The 18,423-nt window shown below is 38.3% G+C and carries 18 protein-coding genes and 1 riboswitch; of the genes, 6 read left to right on the forward strand and 12 right to left on the reverse strand.

Translation table 11 applies throughout. The features are described 5' to 3' along the window. Positions 1 to 3 precede the first annotated feature (3 nt). The 8 genes from NST46_RS04785 to NST46_RS04820 form a co-directional block, all read right to left on the reverse strand. The gene (locus NST46_RS04785; RefSeq protein ID WP_303446931.1) at positions 4 to 939 is read right to left on the reverse strand and encodes a dihydrodipicolinate synthase family protein; all 936 of its coding nucleotides are present in this window, start codon (positions 937 to 939) and stop codon (positions 4 to 6) included. A gap of 26 nt (positions 940 to 965) precedes the next feature. Continuing rightward, positions 966 to 2,252: a TRAP transporter large permease gene (locus NST46_RS04790; RefSeq protein WP_303446932.1), complete on the reverse strand. Its 1,287-nt coding sequence runs from the start codon at positions 2,250 to 2,252 to the stop codon at positions 966 to 968. Beyond that, positions 2,249 to 2,746, reverse strand: a complete 498-nt coding sequence (locus tag NST46_RS04795; RefSeq protein WP_303446934.1) for a TRAP transporter small permease — start codon at positions 2,744 to 2,746, stop codon at positions 2,249 to 2,251. Before NST46_RS04795 ends, NST46_RS04790 begins: the two co-directional genes overlap by 4 nt. A 105-nt stretch (positions 2,747 to 2,851) precedes the next feature. Then, complete coding sequence (locus tag NST46_RS04800; RefSeq protein ID WP_303446935.1) at positions 2,852 to 3,868, reverse strand: TRAP transporter substrate-binding protein; 1,017 nt, start codon at positions 3,866 to 3,868, stop codon at positions 2,852 to 2,854. 45 nt (positions 3,869 to 3,913) lie between these two features. Next, a complete protein-coding gene (locus tag NST46_RS04805; protein ID WP_303446936.1) occupies positions 3,914 to 4,888 on the reverse strand; it encodes a C-terminal binding protein in 975 nt (324 codons plus the stop codon). Between the two features lie 52 nt (positions 4,889 to 4,940). Then, complete coding sequence (dmpG, locus tag NST46_RS04810; RefSeq protein WP_303446937.1) at positions 4,941 to 5,948, reverse strand: 4-hydroxy-2-oxovalerate aldolase; 1,008 nt, start codon at positions 5,946 to 5,948, stop codon at positions 4,941 to 4,943. Next, positions 5,948 to 6,850: an acetaldehyde dehydrogenase (acetylating) gene (locus NST46_RS04815; RefSeq protein WP_303446938.1), complete on the reverse strand. Its 903-nt coding sequence runs from the start codon at positions 6,848 to 6,850 to the stop codon at positions 5,948 to 5,950. Before NST46_RS04815 ends, dmpG begins: the two co-directional genes overlap by 1 nt. Next, positions 6,847 to 7,515, reverse strand: a complete 669-nt coding sequence (locus tag NST46_RS04820) for a GntR family transcriptional regulator (protein WP_303446939.1) — start codon at positions 7,513 to 7,515, stop codon at positions 6,847 to 6,849. Before NST46_RS04820 ends, NST46_RS04815 begins: the two co-directional genes overlap by 4 nt. 332 nt (positions 7,516 to 7,847) lie before the next feature. Between NST46_RS04820 and NST46_RS04825 the strand changes: the two genes are divergently transcribed. From NST46_RS04825 to NST46_RS04835, 3 genes are all read left to right on the forward strand, one after another. Further along, entirely contained in the window at positions 7,848 to 8,645 is a 798-nt protein-coding gene (locus tag NST46_RS04825; RefSeq protein ID WP_095310616.1) for an N-acetylmuramoyl-L-alanine amidase, read from the forward strand. Between the two features lie 90 nt (positions 8,646 to 8,735). Beyond that, positions 8,736 to 8,855, forward strand: a riboswitch (SAM riboswitch). Positions 8,856 to 8,940: 85 nt separating this feature from the next. After that, entirely contained in the window at positions 8,941 to 10,041 is a 1,101-nt protein-coding gene (locus NST46_RS04830; protein ID WP_303446940.1) for an iron-containing alcohol dehydrogenase family protein, read from the forward strand. 25 nt (positions 10,042 to 10,066) lie between these two features. Beyond that, the gene (locus tag NST46_RS04835) at positions 10,067 to 10,879 is read left to right on the forward strand and encodes a MetQ/NlpA family ABC transporter substrate-binding protein (protein WP_095310612.1); all 813 of its coding nucleotides are present in this window, start codon (positions 10,067 to 10,069) and stop codon (positions 10,877 to 10,879) included. Positions 10,880 to 11,056: 177 nt separating this feature from the next. Here the strand turns inward: NST46_RS04835 and NST46_RS04840 are convergent, their stop codons facing one another. The 3 genes from NST46_RS04840 to NST46_RS04850 form a co-directional block, all read right to left on the reverse strand. Then, on the reverse strand, positions 11,057 to 11,479 hold the full coding sequence (locus NST46_RS04840; protein ID WP_303446941.1) for a pyridoxamine 5'-phosphate oxidase family protein: 423 nt from the start codon (positions 11,477 to 11,479) through the stop codon (positions 11,057 to 11,059). Between the two features lie 70 nt (positions 11,480 to 11,549). Continuing rightward, positions 11,550 to 13,826 carry an ATP-dependent DNA helicase gene (locus NST46_RS04845; RefSeq protein WP_095310610.1) on the reverse strand — a complete coding sequence of 759 codons (2,277 nt, stop codon included), beginning with the start codon at positions 13,824 to 13,826 and terminating at the stop codon, positions 11,550 to 11,552. A 149-nt stretch (positions 13,827 to 13,975) separates the two neighbouring features. Continuing rightward, the gene (locus NST46_RS04850) at positions 13,976 to 15,469 is read right to left on the reverse strand and encodes a peptide MFS transporter (RefSeq protein WP_341136829.1); all 1,494 of its coding nucleotides are present in this window, start codon (positions 15,467 to 15,469) and stop codon (positions 13,976 to 13,978) included. A 266-nt stretch (positions 15,470 to 15,735) separates the two neighbouring features. Here NST46_RS04850 and NST46_RS04855 point away from each other — a divergent pair, with 266 nt between their 5' ends. From NST46_RS04855 to NST46_RS04865, 3 genes are all read left to right on the forward strand, one after another. Next, positions 15,736 to 16,389 (forward strand): lysoplasmalogenase, encoded by a 654-nt coding sequence (locus tag NST46_RS04855; protein ID WP_251660067.1) that lies wholly within the window; start codon positions 15,736 to 15,738, stop codon positions 16,387 to 16,389. Positions 16,390 to 16,437: 48 nt separating this feature from the next. Beyond that, entirely contained in the window at positions 16,438 to 16,716 is a 279-nt protein-coding gene (locus NST46_RS04860; RefSeq protein WP_095310603.1) for a hypothetical protein, read from the forward strand. A gap of 193 nt (positions 16,717 to 16,909) precedes the next feature. Beyond that, complete coding sequence (locus NST46_RS04865) at positions 16,910 to 17,959, forward strand: 2,3-butanediol dehydrogenase (protein WP_095310601.1); 1,050 nt, start codon at positions 16,910 to 16,912, stop codon at positions 17,957 to 17,959. An 88-nt stretch (positions 17,960 to 18,047) separates the two neighbouring features. Here NST46_RS04865 and NST46_RS04870 read toward each other — a convergent pair whose 3' ends face one another. Further along, positions 18,048 to 18,416: a hypothetical protein gene (locus NST46_RS04870; RefSeq protein ID WP_251660068.1), complete on the reverse strand. Its 369-nt coding sequence runs from the start codon at positions 18,414 to 18,416 to the stop codon at positions 18,048 to 18,050. Positions 18,417 to 18,423: the final 7 nt, after the last annotated feature.

Raw genomic sequence — 18,423 nt, forward strand, 5'->3', positions numbered from 1 at the left:
CTTTTACTCCACCTCGTTCGTAACCTGTAAAAAATCAGATAGATACGTAGTTGCTAGACGTTCTAATTCCTGCTTCTTCTCTTCATTTAATGGACGTAAAGGTGCTAAGACCTCTGTTGATATATCAATTCCACGCAATTTAATTGTTTCCTTGGCAACGTTCACAAATGGAGAATCCAATTTGTATAATGATAATAATGGCGTAAGCTTACGATGTAACTGAATCGCCTTCTCATAATTACCTGCTTTAAATGCCTGATAAATACCAACGGATAGCTCTGGTGCAAAGGATGCTGTTAAAGGAATAGATCCATCTCCTCCAGTACAAAGCGTATTTAATAACTGGTCATCATATCCCGAAAAAACGGCAAAATCAGGTCTTTCACTTTTCACCTTCAATATGATTTCTCTTGTGTGACCAATATCTTCCACAGTTTCCTTAATTCCAACAATATGTGGATATTCTTTTGCCAGATTGTAAACCAATTCCGGAGTTAAATCCTGACCCGTTAATGTTGGGAAGTTATACAATAGAATTGGTAAGTCAACAGCATCTGCAATTTGACAATAATGCTGATACAAACTTTCCTCACTTAATTTCCAATAATACGGATTTACAATCACTACACCGTCTGCACCAATCTCTTTAGCATGTAGACTTAGCGCTATTGTTTCTTCGGTACTCGCTGATCCAGTCCCGATTAAAACAGGTATCCGTCCATTTACATAGTTCACACCAAATCTTGCCATCTGCCTCCTTAGATTGATCGACATCTGACTAAACTCCCCACCAGAACCATTAAAGAAAAGACCATCCACTTTAGATTCAATTAGAAAATCGATCAAATTCCTCATTCCAGTTTCATCTATTTTCCCATTTTCATATAAAACAGATGGAATCGGTGGGATAATACCATGAAATTTTGTTTTCGCATGCATTGAAATCGCTCCCATTCATTTAATAGTTAAAGAAAAAATAAGCTTATTTGTGGAATAAATGTGATTAGTAACAAAGCAACTAAAAATGCAACAATAAAAGGTATTGCCCTTCTGCCAATTTCCATTATAGATAGATTGGTTAGACCACTTGCTACGAACAGATTCATACCAACTGGAGGAGTTACAAATCCAATTGCTAGTGCAACAATCATAATTACTCCAAAGTGTATCGGATCAAATCCAACTGCTGTGACCACAGGCAGAAAGATTGGCGTTAGAATTAAAATAGCTGCTAAGGTTTCCATAAACATACCGACAATTAACAATATAAGTATAATGATCAGTATAATTAGAGCTGATTTTTCCGTTAAGGATACCATGAATTCAGAAACAGATTGTGGCAAGCGCGCTAAAGTTAGCACTCTACCAAATACTGTCGCAGCCGATACAACAAATAATGCTGGGACGGTTACCTTCACCGACTCTATAATAATCGGTATGAAATTTTGCCGATGAATTGTCTTATAGATAAATATACTAACAATAAGTCCATATATAACAGCGACAACCGCTGCCTCTGTCGGCGTTACAATCCCACTATAAATACCACCTAAAATAATGACGGGAGTTAATAGAGCAAAGAATCCTCTAGAGAAAATTTTCAAAATACCATCTTTCGTAATTTCATTGTATACTTCATTAATTTTTTCCTTATCTTCACCTTTTCCACGGCAATAAAAATACGTATAGCCAATTAAACAAAGCGCGATAAGAATACCAGGAAGAATACCAGCGATAAATAAGTCACCAACAGATTGACCAGCAGACATTCCAAATACAATAAATGGTATACTCGGTGGGATGATAACACCAAGCCCACCCGCTGTAGCAATCATTGCTGTACTAAAGCCTTTATCATAACCAAGCTTGATTAAAATCGGTATAACCATTGCTCCGACTGCCGCCACAGTAGCTGGACCAGACCCTGAAATTGCCCCAAAAAACAAACAGGTTAAAATTGCCGCTGCGGGTACACCACCCGTTCTTTTTCCAACAAAGAAAATAAAGACGTTAAATAATCGCTCCGACATTCCGCCCTTTGCCATAATTGTTCCGGCAAATATAAACAGTGGAATTGCTAGTAACGGATAACTATCTAAAGCGGTTGCCATACTACGCACGATGTACTCAACGTTAATTGGAACATCTGTAAAAAAGGCAGTAAATACAGATGTAAGACCTAAAGAAACTCCAATTGGTATAGCAATTGCTAAAAATATTATTAGTACGATGAAGATTACACCTGCACTCATAATGTCGTTTCCTCCCTTTCCACTTCAATCCCTTTGAATCGCTTTATATTATTCTGGATTAATCGAACCATCGTGAAAGCAAAGCCTACTGGTACAGATAAATACACAATAGCTAAAGGAATGGAAAGACTTGGACTAGTTTGCATTGTGCCCAGGAAAGTATTAAATACATTGATCCCAGCAATTAGCACGACTATACTAAATGCAAAGAAGAATATATCACCGATTAATTCAAAAAAACGAGCCAACTTTTTCGGTAGATAGTTCAAAATAATATCTACCCTTAAATGCGAATTATTTTTCACCGCGTAGCTCACACCAATAAAGGTAAACCATATGAAAATGTAACGACTGAGCTCTTCTGGCCATGCTAGTGAATTGTTCATTACATATCTCATAAAAACTTGAAGACCCATAATAAATACAAAACTTAGCATCGACAGCCCTAATAAAAGCTCTTCCATATGTTTATTAAGCCAAGATATGTACCTCATTATTATTCACCTCTCCTAATGAATCGTTACCCAAGGCAACACTCTTCATGAAAATAGCAGATTGATGAGCGTTACCTTAAGTAACATCCTTTCTAATATGTTTCTCTATTGCTGTACAGATTCAAGCAATGTATTTAACAATTCTTCATCAACTTCTTGACTTATCTGATCTAGCACGTTCGATACAGATTCTTGAAAAGTTGCTAATTGATCTGGTGTAATTTCAACAAATTCAACACCAGCATCTGTCATAATTTCTTTATATTCAGCTTCCTTCTCATCAATAAATTCATTTCCTACAACAACCGCCTCAGCTATTACCTCTTCAACAAGAATTTGCAGATCTTCTGGCAAATCATCAAAATACTGTTGATTCATAATGATTTGAATCGCTTGCAGGATATGATTCGTTTCTGTTAAGTAATCCTGCTGCTCATAGAACCGTTGGGAAATAATCAATTCAAACGGATTTTCCTGACCATCCACTGTCCCTTGCTGTAATGCTGTATATACTTCATTAAATGGAAGTGGCGTAGGATTTGCACCTAACGTTTGCCATGTTGCCATATGGTATGGGTTCTCCATTGTTCGTAAACGTACACCATCTAGATCATTAGGCGATTCTACTTTTACACTCTTTGTTGTTAGTTGACGAAATCCTTGATCATGTAGTCCTAACAATTTAAATCCTTTTTCTTCTTGGCTTTGTGCGAGCAGTTCAAAGAAGGGACTATCTACGTGCATCGCAGCTCTAGCAGTTTCTTTATCTGGAAAGAGAAACGGAATATCGAACACCGCAACATCATCTACAAAATTTACTGCAGGAGCTGTTGAATGAAGTGACATGGTTACATCACCAAGTTGAACTCCTTCAATTAATTCACGATCCGCCCCCAGCTGTGCACTTGGGTATATTTCAACTTTAATTCTACCTTCACTTCTTTCTTCGATTTCCGATTTGAAATATTTAAATATCTCATTAAATGATGTTGTTTCTGCTGTAGAATGTGCAGCAATAATTGTATACGTTTCCTTTTCATTCGTTGTAGCGCTCGTACTTGAGCATCCAAGTAATACGAGTGCTAAGAAAACAACGAACAACACATATCGTATTTTCTTCATTCGCTATACCCCTTTTGATTTAGGATCTTAAATAAATACTATTTTTTAAGATAGTACTGCTGATTCATTAACAATATTTTGCGGTATGCCACCAGTTAAAATTTCGTAAGCGGTTTCACAAACACGCATATGGAGCCGTTCCTTTGCTTCTACACTATTAAATGCTGCGTGCGGTGTAATTACTACATTATCAAGCTTTAAAATCTCATCCTCTAATTTTACTGGTTCTTTTTCAAGTACATCCAGACAAGCTCCTCTTATAGAACCATTTTTTATCGCCTCTACCAATGCATCTTGATCAACAATAGGTCCTCTTGCTGTATTTAAAATAACAGCAGTGTTTTTCATTCTTTCCAACCTTTCCTGATTGATCAAATGGAATGTGCCATCGTTCAGTGGAACATGGATCGATACATAGTCAGCCTGCTCAATAAGTCCATCTAATTCAATTTTTTCGATGCCGAATTTCTTAACTACGTCATCTGGAATAAATGGATCATACGTGACAATATTCATACCAAAAGCTTTAGCAAATTTAGCTGTCTCCTGAGCAATATTCCCAAAACCGACTAAGCCAAGGGTTAATGATGAGAGGCGCTTCGAATTAAATCCTTCATTCGGATTCCATTTTCCTTCTCGAACTGATCTATCTAATAAACCAATTCTTCTTTCAAAATGTAAAAGCATCGCGATTGTATGTGTTGCAACTTCTGGAATAGAATAATCCGGAATGTTGCAAACAGGAATACCTTTATTAGAAGCGGCTTTGACATCGATGTTATCAAAACCAATTCCATATCTAACAAGTACTTTACAGTTTGTTAACTCATTAATAACCCTTTCTGTTATTGGAGCATAAACGCTTAATACGGCGTCTGCATCCTTGCATTTTTCAATAACACTTTCTTCTGTCAAGCAATCTTCAATTCGGAACTCAACGTCTCTTTCTTTAAAAAACTGCTCTTCAATTCGATAATGATCTCCCTCCAGGGAGTTTCCATCCGCTAAAATAACTAACATGATACCACCTAACCTTCCTAATTTTACGTATCTACTAGATTTTCATTTCCTACTATTTCGCCTTTGCTAATTCCTGTGCTACTCCAATAATCCAATCTTCCTGTCCACCAACTGCTTCCATTTCAGCAAGTTTGGTTAAAATATCACGCGCATCTACGCCATACTCTTTTCCAGCTCTTTCTGCAAATAAGAGAAAGCTAGAATAGACACCTGTATACCCAAGGGTTAAGCTTAATCGATCAATTTGAACTGGTCTCTTCATCATGGGTTTCATTACATTTTCAGCTGCATCCATTGCCTTATATAAATCTACATGGTGCGGAATATCTAACTTATTCATAACGGCTACAAGCTGCTCTAGAGAAGCATTACCGGCTCCAGCCCCCATTCCTGCTAAACTAGCATCAATGCGGTCTGCACCTTCCTCTATCGCAACAATAGAATTGGCTACGCCCAAAGAAAGATTGTTATGTGCATGAAATCCAACTTGTGTATTAAGGTTTTCTTTGAACAAGGCCACCCTTCTTCTCGTATCATCCATTGTTAAAGCCCCAGCAGAATCCACAACGTAAACGGTGCTTGCCCCATAGGACTCCATCTTTTTAGCTTCTTCTAATAACAATTCTGGAGCTGCACGATGAGACATCATCAAAAAACCTACCGTATCCATTCCTAAATCAATTCCTGCTTTTATATGCTGCTCAGAAACATCAGCTTCGGTACAATGTGTAGCAACGCGGACAACGGATGCCCCCCATTCACGTGCATGCTTTAAATGTTCAATAGTCCCTATGCCAGGAATAAGCAAAACACCAACTTTTGCATTTTTAGCGTACTTTACTGCTGTTGTAATAATGTCTTTTTCCGTTTCTTTCGAGAAGCCATACTGGATCGAACTTCCCCCGAGCCCATCACCATGTGTTGCCTCAATAATATCCACACCAGAATCATCTATTAATTTTGTTAACTCAGCAATTTGTTCTACCGAATATTGATGCGAAATCGCATGCATACCATCACGTAATGTAACATCATTGAATCGAATTGTTTTTTTGCTCATCACTGTGCCACTCCTTTCGAAACCATTGCAGCTGCAATGACCTCAGCCGTTTTAACAGCTGCGGAAGTAATAATATCTAAATTACCAGCGTATTTCGGAAGGTAGTCACCATTTCCCTCTACCTCAACAGAAACAGTTACAATATTATCCTTAATTACCGGATCTGCTTTAAAACGATATCCTTCCACATAGCTTTGCACGACTTTCAACATGTCATCTAATTTTTGTAAAATATTTTGATGTATCTCATCAGAGTATTCCGATATTTTTACGTGAATTGTATTCCGCATTAGAATTGGTGGTTCTGCAGGGTTCAAAATAATAAGTGCTTTCCCTTCTTTGGCACCACCAACTTCCTGTAGAGCCTTTGCAGTTGTTACTGTAAATTCATCAATATTTTGACGTGTTCCTGGTCCAGCACTTTTGCTAGAGATGGAAGCAACAATTTCTGCATACTCCACGTCGACCACGTCTGAAATTGCTTTGACCATTGGTACAGTTGCTTGTCCCCCACACGTAACCATATTAACGTTATCTAACGCTTCCACACTTTGCTCATCCAAGCTTACAGCAGGTACAATAAACGGTCCCACAGCAGCGGGGGTTAGATCAATTGCCTTTTTCCCTAATTTCTTTAATATCGGTGCATTATGTGTATGGGCCTTAGCAGAGGTTGCCTCAAATACAATATCTGCTAAGTCTGCTTGCTCCACAAAGCCATCAATCCCATTATAAATCGGAACAAGTCCATGCTCTTTCGCAAGTGCTAACCCTTTTGAATTCGGGTCAATTCCAATCATTGTTGTAGGTTCAAGCTTGTCACTGCGTAATAATTTATACATAAGATCTGTTCCTATATTTCCTGAGCCAATAATTGCACATTTGAGTTTTTGTTGAGTCATCCTATCTTTCCTCCTAAATTCAATTCCATAACTGCTTGACAATAATGATCCGAAGCGCTCTTCAAATGCCGGGCTAACAGTTCTTGAGCTTTCTCTACTTCCCCTATGGTTAGCGCATCAACCACGACAAGATGCTCTTCAATAATTTCCTGCTGTCTTGACTCAAGAATTGTAGACGTAACCTCGATTAACGTTTGTATCATGCCATTTAAGGAATGCCATAATTGAATAAGTGACTGATTACTTGTCATACCTACTAGTAACGCATGAAACTCCATGTCTGCATCAACATTCCTAATTTGACTATCGAAAGAATCCTGCATTTGCTGGATGTAGAGATAAAGTAGATGTTTATCTTTTTCTAGAGCTTCTGGAGATATTTGTGTTAGGGCATGCTTTTCTAATAAAATACGACTATCATATAAATTCCTAATATCCTCAATATCAAACTTCCCTACTACTGTCCTACCATTTGAAAGTCTCTTAACCAACCGCTCAGCTTCTAATTTTGAAAGAGCTTCACGTATAGGTCCCCTGCTCACATTTAATTCGCTTGATAATTGGGATTCCTTTAAGTGTTCACCTTCCTTATATCGATTTAACATAATTTCTTTACGCAAATAAGCAAGTACTTGTTCACTTACATGCATTTTCCCTATATTCATTACTACATGCAGGCCTCCTAACAAATAAATAAATTGAATATTCTGTAATGTAGACAGTTTACAATTATTAATTCATATTGTATTCGCTTACTTTTATTATGTCAATAATTATTTGAATATATTTTTTATTCTGCTCATTAGTTTATCCAATAAATTAAATCAAATATTACCTCCCCAAATCTACATTCACATCGATTGTAGTTTTGAAAAGAAGTACCATAAGCAAACGAGAAAAAGACGGAGGTGACAAAAATGGATTTTAACTAAGACAGTGTTGTTTGTCCAATTCGATTTTTCTTATCAACCATACGTTATATTAGGAGGAGATTTTAATGAAACTTTATTTAGACCCAGGTCATGGCGGAACAGATTCCGGTGCTACTGGAAATGGAATACAAGAAAAAGATGTTGTTCTTGATATCGCGTTGCGAATACGCGATCTGCTAATTGGAAACTACAGTAATGTTAGTGTTCAAATGAGTCGTACTGGAAACACAACAAAAAGTCTCGCCCAACGAACAAATGAAGCAAATGCATGGGGTGCTGATTATTTTCTATCTATTCATTGTAATGCATTTAACGGCTCTGCTGATGGCTATGAGGATTTCATTCATAGCAGCCTTTCAGATAGTTCACAGACTGCTAGATATCGAGACATTCTACATGCAGAAATAATTAAAGTTAACGGATTACGAAATCGTGGTAAAAAGAAAGCTAATTTCCATGTATTACGTGAGTCGTCCATGCCAGCAATGCTAACGGAAAATGGTTTTATCGACCATAGTGGAAATGCAGCTTTAATGAAACAGAACGCATGGAAGCAGCGAGTAGCAGAAGGGCATGTCAACGGACTAGCGAGAGCATTTAACCTGCAAGAAAAAAACGGAGGTCCTGGTACCGGCCAACTGTATAAGGTTATTGCTGGTTCCTTTAAATCAAAAGCAAATGCAGATGATCGTGTATCTTTCCTAAATTCTAAAGGCATTCAAGCTTTTGTAGAACAGGTTACGATTTCAGGTGAAACTTGGTATCGCGTTCAGGCTGGTGCATTTACAAACAGGACAAATGCAGAGAATCATTTACAGGTTGTCCGTAACACTGGAATCGATGCATTTATTATCATCCAGTAAATATATAACAGATTTAGTATGAATAAATGAAATCAATTGACTTTTCAACCAATAGATTATAAGATATATGAAATAACAAATTCATAAACACTCTTATGAAGAGCGGCGGAGGGACTGGCCCGATGAAGCCCGGCAACCATTCCAGTTAAATTCAACTGAGAATAGGTGCTAATTCCTGCAAAATACAATATGTATTTTGGAAAATAAGAGGATGGTTACTTGTCAAGTATATCCATGCCTCTCTTTTTTAGAGAGGCATTTTTATTTTCCCGAAATACGATAAGGAGACGCTCAGATGACAACAGCAATTGTGAAAGGCGCACCAGGACATTATCGAATCGGAGAAGGCATTTTAAAAGAGTTACGTGTACTTCTTTCAGAGTTAGGCGTGAAGAAAATACATATTCTTAGCGGCAGGAAGGCATGGAATGCTGCCTCTCCTTATATACCAGAGGAGCTTGATCGTTCAAACATCACGTTTGTGGAAGGACATTGTACGCTTGAGGCTGTCGAACAATTCGCAACTTCATTTCAACATGATGGGGTTGATGCAGTAATCGGTATTGGCGGGGGGACAGCACTCGATCTCACTAAAGCCTCAGCTGTAAAAGCCGGGATTAAATCCGTACTTATCCCAACAATCGCAGCTACCTGTGCAGCTTGGACACCATTAAGTGTATTTTATCAAGCTGATGGTACCCATTCACACTATACCGAGTTCCCAGTAGCAAATACACTCGTGCTGATTGAGCCAGCTATTATTGCTGGTGCGCCACCTGAATACTTGAAGGCCGGTATTGGTGACACACTCGCTAAATATTATGAAGCAGATGCTTTAGTTCGATCCTTTTACAAGGATAAGGATTTACCTGTTTGGCTTCAGATTTCTCAATTCTCCGCAGCTTTGTGCAGAGATATCTTACTAAAGGATGGAAAAGAAGCACTAGAATCGGTATCCAATAAAAAGGTATCGGATGCACTCATACGCGTTATTGAAACAATTATTATGACTGGTGGCATGGTCGGCGGATTCGGGGAAAAGGCCGGAAGAATTGCTGGTGCACATTCCGTCCATAATGGATTAACAGAGGCTAAAAGCATCAAGCAATTTTTACATGGAGAAATCGTGTCCTATGGTATCTTAGTTCAATTGGCTCTAGAAGAAAAGGATGAAGAGCTAAAAAGACTATTAGCAGTATATGATGATTGGGGGCTTCCAGCATCATTAAATCATTTATCCATTGACGCTCGAGACGAGGAACTATTGCAACGTATTATTAAGAAAACATTACTGCCTCAAGAATCGATTCATTTAATGGCGGAAGAAATTACAGAAGATACATTAATAAATGCCATTCTCAAAGTAGAGAGGCTAGCAGTTCCAACAACTAATTAATCAACTTTAGAAAGAGGGATACATAATGAAAAAATTACTATTCACAGGATTACTTGCATGCATGTTGGCAGTACTTGCCGCATGTGGTGGCGGCTCAGATGAAGCAGAAGGATTATTGGAAGACGGTAAATTAAAAGTCGGTGTAACATCAGGACCACATGAACAAATCTTAGAAAAGGTTGCAGAGCTTGCTGAAGAGGATGGCCTAACAATTGAATTAGTTTCTTTCAGCGATTATGTCATGCCAAATGTTAGTTTATCTGAAGGCGAGCTTGATTTAAACAGCTTCCAAACCGAGCCATTTTTTGACCATATGAATGAAGAACGCGGATTAGATTTAATTAAAGTTGCAGATACGGTTACATTCCCGATGGGGATTTACTCAGAAGGTGTAACAGATGTAGCAGATCTCGAGGACGGCGCCCGTATCGGTCTTCCAAGTGACCCGACAAACAGTGGACGTGCATTACTATTGTTTGAACAAGCAGGTTTAATTAAAATAGAAGAAGGTCTTGGCGTAAATGCAACGGTAAATGACATTGCTGAGAACCCAAACAATTATGAATTCATCGAGCTTGATCCAGCGCAAATCCCGCGCCAGTTAGGTGAAGTTGATGCAGCTGCCATTAATTCAAACTTTGCCATGGATGCAGGTCTCGTACCTGGTGAAGACTCAATCTTTATTGAACAGGATTCTACATTTGTAAACTTAATCGCGGTTCGTGAAGAAAACAAGGATGACGAAGCTGTACAACAGTTTATCGATATTTACCAATCCGATGAAGTAAAACAATTTGTTGAGGAAACCTTCCAAGGCTCAGTTGTTCCTGGATGGTAGGAGGAACAAAACGGAAGTGCCCAGTTAGCGACGTACAGAGGTGAGAGAAGTCCAGCTACAGCTTTAGCGCTGGAGCTGGACGTGACTGTTCGTGCAGCTAAGTTATTACCCATAGTATTAACATTTAAAAGTTACCAGGCTAACTAAAAAGGCTGACAATAATGTTGTCAGCCTTTTTTATATGTCCAGCTCTTTAGGAGATTCTCCCTTTTTATTCATTAACCGAATTCCAATCGGATCGATTTCCAAAATGGTATAGTTAGGATCATCCGGTCCTTCAAAATATAGTTTCATATCATCATTCCAAAATTTCTTTTTCAGGTCATCCGTATCGTTTAAGGATACCTTCCCTTGATATTCTACATATTCATCTCCAAATCCATCGCCTTCATAACCAATTAAAATATGTGTAAATGGATTTTTCTCAATTTCTTCTGTTTTATCGGCATCTTTATGCGTCGGTGTGTAAAGCTTCAAACCATCATGAAAAAATGTCATATACCTAGAGTGCGGTTTATCGTTCTTCACCGTTGCCATCGTGCCTGTATGACTTTCATTAAGGATTTTTTCTACATCTGCTTTAATCTCTGATTGACTCACAAGTATACACTCCTTTTTATCGTCTGCTATAAGTAGTGTTCCTTTTCTGGCCAATATTAAACATCCTGCATTACCGTTCAATTCTAAAATGTTGCCATTCAAATGGAAAGAGGGCTTGATACTTCCTTTGTAGAAATCGATCATCGATTAAAGCGATTGTTCCTTGGTCTGATTCAGATCGGATTAATCTGCCCCCCGCCTGAAGCACTTTATTCATTCCAGGAAAGACATAGGCATAATCATAGCCATTTCGGCCAATCGAGTTGAAATAGTCCTTGATAATATCTCTTTCCAATCCAATTTGCGGCAGTCCAACACCAACAATAATGACACCTTGAAGCCGTTCTCCCTTTAAATCTACCCCCTCAGAGAAAATGCCGCCCAGTACCGCAAAGCCAATAAGCTTTTCTTCCGTATCCGGCATAAAAGCTGCCAAAAATTCCTCCCTATCCGTTTCAGACATGCCTACCGTTTGGACAATCGTCTTTACATGTGGTGCAAACTGTTGAAATGCATCATGTACAGCTTCCATGTAATGATAAGATGGAAAGAAAACAAGGAAATTTCCAGACTGCTTCGTAATAAGATTCTCCACAAACTGAACAATTGGTGTCATTGTACGCTCGCGATCGCGATACCTTGTCGACATTGGCAGAATAATTACCTCAGCTTTTTCACGATCAAATGGAGACGGAATTGCTGTTACGTAATCTTTTTCAGTTCCTCCCAACAGGGTTTTATAATAATCCGCAGGTGTTAGCGTAGCTGAAAAGAAAATCTTTGAACGGTAGCCTTTTCCCATCTTGTTAATGAGATAAGATGGGTCGAGGCAGAATAGCTTCAATCGGACATCGCTTTTCAGAATCTCCATATAGGTTACAAATCGCTCATCATAAAGCTTCGCTATTTTAACAAAGGATTGTGTCGCGAAATAAGTATCCAGCAAAAGTGAATCTGTATCCATATGCTGCACTAATTCAGTCTCTGCATGCATGGAAAAGGTTTCAGTAAGCGCAACAAGCTCGTCATCTAGATCTTTGCTGATTAAATTCTCTTGCTTCTTTAAGGATAATAGATAATTATTAATTGCTTTAGCTGATTTCGCTAAGCTTTCATTACGGTTTTTAAATGTACGACTGAGTTGCAGAAATGCTGATTTATACAAGTCAGCAGAATACATTTCTCTCGCTCGATCAACTAAATTATGTGCTTCATCAACCAATAAGACGGTCTCTTTCTTCTGCTCCTCAAAAAGACGTTTCAATGACACTTTGGGATCAAAGATATAATTGTAATCGCAAATAACAGCATCCGCTATATATGCAAGCTCTAATGAAAATTCAAAAGGACAAACACGATGTTTTCTTGCATAGGTTTCAATTACTTGGCGACTCATCAATGTTTCATTCGCGTATATGTCTAAAACCGCTTCATTAATTCGATCGTAAAACCCCTCCGCAAAAATACAATGCTCCTTCGAGCACTTTACTTCCTCCTGAAAACAAATTTTATCCTTCGCAGTAATGGTTACAACCTTTAGGTCCGACCCCTTTTCCTCCAGCAAACGAAATGCTTCCTCTGCAGCAGTTCTCGTAATTGTTTTTGCAGTAAGATAAAACATCCGCTGCAGGTGCCCTTCCCCAATCGCTTTCACAGCAGGGAATATTGTTGAGACCGTTTTGCCAATACCTGTTGATGCTGAAGCAAATATATCTTTCTTATCGAAAATTGTTTTATAGACAGAAGCCGCGAGCTTACGCTGTCCATCTCGATAACTTTCAAATGGAAACAAAAGCTCCCTTGCATAAACATCGCGTCGTTCTACATGCTGAAGCTTCATCTTGGCGTATACTGCATACTGACCGACAATGTTGTTTACATACGCTTTCAGCTCCTGAAAATTCATTTCCCGCTTGAATTTAACCTGTTGCTCCGTATTTACATGAACATATGTTAACTGAATCGTTATTTCTGCTAAATCGTGGTCTTTGGCATAGATATAAGCATAAAAGATCGCCTGTGCCCAATGTACTGGATATGTATCTTCTGAAATCCACTCCACCGGATTTCGTGTTGACTTAATTTCATCAACCGTAACCTGTCCATTCTCATTAAAAAGCAAACCATCACAACGTCCATCCACTACAAAAGTTAATTCTTCATATGGAATCTCCGTTATGACATACACTTCCTTTTGATCTGTTTCTTTATACGTCTTTTGGATTTTCTGATGTGCCTTTGTTCCGTCTGTCAGCGTCGTAGCCGTTCGAAACCCAGATTCAATACTGCCACTTCGCAACACATACTCCACAAGCGTTCTTACTGAAATTTTGAACCTATCCGTCATGTAATCACCTTTTACAATTCATTAACTCTATTCTATCAATTAATCGAGTCAAGCGGAAACTGAAATTAACTCTGCACATAAAAAAGAAGCTGAATCAAACATGCTTTTTAGCGCTTGATTCAGCTTCCCATTTATCTTAATCATTAAAATTAGTTAATTCCTCGCATGAACCGTTTCAGCTTCGGTGCTATTAATAGCAATACGATACCAAGTAATATCGCAATTCCTCCGATTACACCAAAGTAGATAACTTCCGTATCTACGGAATAAAAACGAACGACCTGGGCGTTAATAGCCTGTGCCGAAGCGTTGGATAGATTCCATAAACTCATCATTTGGGCAGCAAATGCCGCTGGCGCCAATTTCGTTGACGCTGATAAACCAACTGGTGATAAACAGAGTTCACCTAGCACAACTAGGAAGAAGCTAAGAACGAGCCAAAGCGGGCTAACTAAGCTTTCTGTTCCGTTAAATACCGCAGGGAAAATCATGACGATAAATGAAAGCCCAGCAAAAATTAATCCAAAGGAGAACTTTTGCGGTGTACTTGGTTGACGATCCCCAAGCTTTACCCAAAGCCAAGCAAACACTGGTGCAAGCATTACAATGAATAATGGATTTAGAGATTGGAACCAAGAGGATTGTATTTCAATGCCAGCAAACGACAACTGTGTCCGTTCGTTTGCATAAGTCGCTAAAATATTCGATCCCTGTTCTTGAATCGCCCAAAACATCATTGCTGCCACAAATAACGGAATATATGCTAGTAAACGCGAGCGTTCGTCCGCTGTAGTTTTCGGACTACGATACATCGTAATAAAATACACTGTAGGGATAATCACCCCAAGAATACTAATCGAGAAAATAACCCGCTCAATCGTTAACCAACCACCTGTTACACCAGCCCATCCGATTATAGCTAATACAATAACAGCGAGAGTGATAATTTTCGTAGTCTTTCTTTTCTCTTCACCGCTAAGTGGATTTGGAACTTGAAGTCCAGCAAGACCAAAGTATTTTTTCCGTGATAATAGGTAAACAACCAAGCCAGCAAACATCCCAACGGCCGCTATTGCAAAGCCAAAATGGAAGTTATATGTTTGTCCAATTGTTCCGACAATAAACGGTGCAATAAAACCACCCATGTTAATACCCATGTAATAGATACTGAAACCAGAGTCACGTCGTGGATCTTGTTTGCTGTAAAGTTCGCCAACCATACCACCAACGTTCGGCTTTAGCAATCCTGTACCAATAACGATAAACAGCATGGACACAAGTAATGCTGTAAAGCCACCTGGTAAAGCAAGGATAATATGACCAAGCATAATTAGAACACCACCGTAAAATACGGTACGGTTCATCCCAAGAATCCGGTCAGCAATCCATCCACCGATTATACCAGACATATATACGAGCGAGCCGTAAATCGCCATTATCGAGTTGGCAGTAGTTTGATCTATTCCTAATCCGCCGTCTGTAACCTCATAGTACATATAAAATAAGAGTATGGCACGCATTCCATAATAAGAAAAACGTTCCCAGAACTCCGTGAAAAATAATGTCGATAAACCTTTCGGATGTCCAAAGAAACCTTTTTGTGGAACGGTTTTTAGTATGGCATCCTTATCTCTTGAATCCATCGTATGTTAATCCTCCTCTAAGTTGAAAAATGAATTCTGTTATAAAACATACCCGACAATTTTAAGGCAAATTCAACATACTGTAAAGGTCAAGTTTGCTTTTTCCATAAATTTGTAAGCGAATTACCGCCAATCACCCAACAATTGATAGCGCTATCTAATTATTTTTCCAATTGTAATGTAATTTATGTAAATTAGAAGAATAAAAAGGATTTCTCCCTTGTTCATCGAATCTCTTAGTAAGACACATCCAAGGAGTGAACAGAATGATTCTATACCAATTACCATTACTAATACTCACAATGAGTCTTGTTTATCTATTTATCGCTCCGACAGGACCATTATTATTTAGCTTGTTTTTTAAACTGGTTCCAATGTTTATGATTTTGATTTATGCTCTTCAGCTTTTACCTCGAAAAAAAACTCGAACACATCTACTGCTTATTACCGGCCTTGCTTTTTGTATCATAGGCGATGCGACACTGCACTGGTTTCTATTTGGATTGACCGCATTTTTCATTGGGCATCTATTTTATATGGCTGGTTTCTTTACGCAATGGAAATATTCAAAGATGCGTTTGACTATGATTATCCCAATTGCCGGATTTGCATGTTTTATCGGATTCCGGTTAGTTGAGGCATTAAGTCAAGAAGGGAATGCAGGATTAATTTTTCCTGTGATTGCTTATATTTTCATTATTTCACTAATGACTTTTTCCGCCGTGATGACGGGTAATGGATGGGCAATCGCTGGTAGTTTGCTGTTCGTTATTTCTGACTCTATCCTTGCATGGAATATGTTTATTGCACCAGTCCCTTCTAGTAATATACTGGTAATGTTGCCTTATTATGGCGGTCAATTTTTAATTGCACATAGCATAAGCAGCATAGTTGCAGGCGGGAATCGAATTGTTTGGTAAATAGGGATAAATTCTACAAGCTAGCATAGCAGAAAAGGAGCGATAGGATTGGAATTTCCTTTCATTAGCATCATATTGATTATTTTCATTTATTTGACTGCTAAAATAAATAAGCTTGAACAAAATATGAAACAGTTGAAAACTTCGTTAGAACAGGTTATGAAAGAGGTCGAAATCCCAGAACATCCGATAAATGGTAGACTATATGAATTAATTCAGGATGGAAAAGAGATTAAAGCCATTAAAGAAGCGAGAGCATCTTTAGGACTTTCACTAATAGAAGGAAAAGAGTATATCGAGAATCTAAAGAATAACATGAATGGTTAACATTACCTATATTCAGTTTCAAGAAATAGTATATGACATCCCCATGCACCAAGCATATTAATAGTTTCCCAAAACTCCGAGTGATATAATTGACTTATGTAAAAAGTTTTATTTATCAACTAGTTTTTGGGTTCAAACGAAGTACTAGGTATTTTGATTTACAGAAAACTTTTATCATCAGGAGGTAATAACAGTGAAAGCAGCAGTATGGCATGGAGAAAAGGATATCCGAATTGAAGAGGTGGAAGTAAAACCTTTAGAAGACACTCAAGTAAAGGTTCGAGTAGCTTGGGCTGGTATTTGTGGTAGTGATTTACATGAATATGAAGAAGGTCCAGTATTTGTACCAGTAAACGAAAAGGACCCTTTAACAGGTGAAATTGCTCCATTAACAATGGGACATGAATTCGCTGGAGTGATAGAAGAAGTAGGAACAAACGTAACAAAATTTAAAGTGGGCGACAAAGTAGCAATTAACCCAACGATAACATATGGAAATAAACCTGAAGATATGGATGCATATGATGGATTCAGCTTTATCGGCTTGCATGGTGATGGTGGATTTACGAAATACGCGAATGTTCCAGAATCGAATGTTTATCTTCTGCCAAACACATTAACTTTACAGGACGGCGCATTGGTAGAACCTACCGCTGTTGCTGTACAAGCTGTAAAAGAAGGTGGACTGCAATTCGGAGATACAGTTGCTATATTCGGAGCAGGTCCAATTGGACTTTTAACAGCCATTGCAGCTAAAGCAGCAGGAGCAAGCAAGATTATTGTTCTAGATTTATCCCAAACAAGACTTGAAAAAGCAATGGAACTAGGTGCAACCCATATCATTAATTCTGGTGAACAAGATGCTGTTCAAGCGATTCGAGAATTAGTTCCAGATGGTGTTGATGTATCCTTTGAAGTTGCGGGAGTTGCCCCGACATTCAAACAGGCGATCGACGCTACACGGGCACGAGGAACAATGGTAATCGTATCTATTTTCGCTAGACCAATTGAGTGGAATCCAATTCACCTTACGAACACAGGTGTAAAAATTACGTCATCTATTGCTTATACACCGACTTCTTTCCAACAGACAGTGGATTTGATGGGAACTGGTCAATTGAAACCTCAAGGCATTGTTACCGATCAAATACAGTTGGATGATATTGTTGAAAAAGGATTTGAAGCATTATCAAACGATAAATCACAAGCCAAAATATTAGTAGAACTAAGTGGAGAGAAATAAACCCAACTGGTTTAATAGCGATATTAACAGTTCAGGTTTAATAACCCGAAAATCCCTAAGCTGGTTGCTTAGGGATTTTTATAACCTCTTATACTACTTGTGGCCCTACTAAAAATCGAGGGTTTTCACCGATTACCAGCTTACATAAATTTGCATAGCCAATTCGCTTATTGGAAGCTAGTAAATACTGCAATTCGATGATTGTAGTATCTGCTTTAAGTTTTTCTATTTCCTGTTCAAACACACTAAATGCATAGGTATTATGAATGCTTGGTTTACATTCATCTGGATTTTCATCCATAATTAAACAACCCAAATATTGATAATTAAACTGTAATTGGCGCGTAAGCTGGATCACATTTAAGAACCGTTGGAATAATTCTGGCTTTGTATGTCCCAATTCGTCAATTGCCTCTTTTGCTGAAATCAATTCTTTTAAATTCGTTGTTATTAACACCCTATCC

The organism is Oceanobacillus sp. FSL W7-1309, from assembly GCF_038002145.1.
Lineage (GTDB): Bacteria > Bacillota > Bacilli > Bacillales > Amphibacillaceae > Oceanobacillus > Oceanobacillus profundus.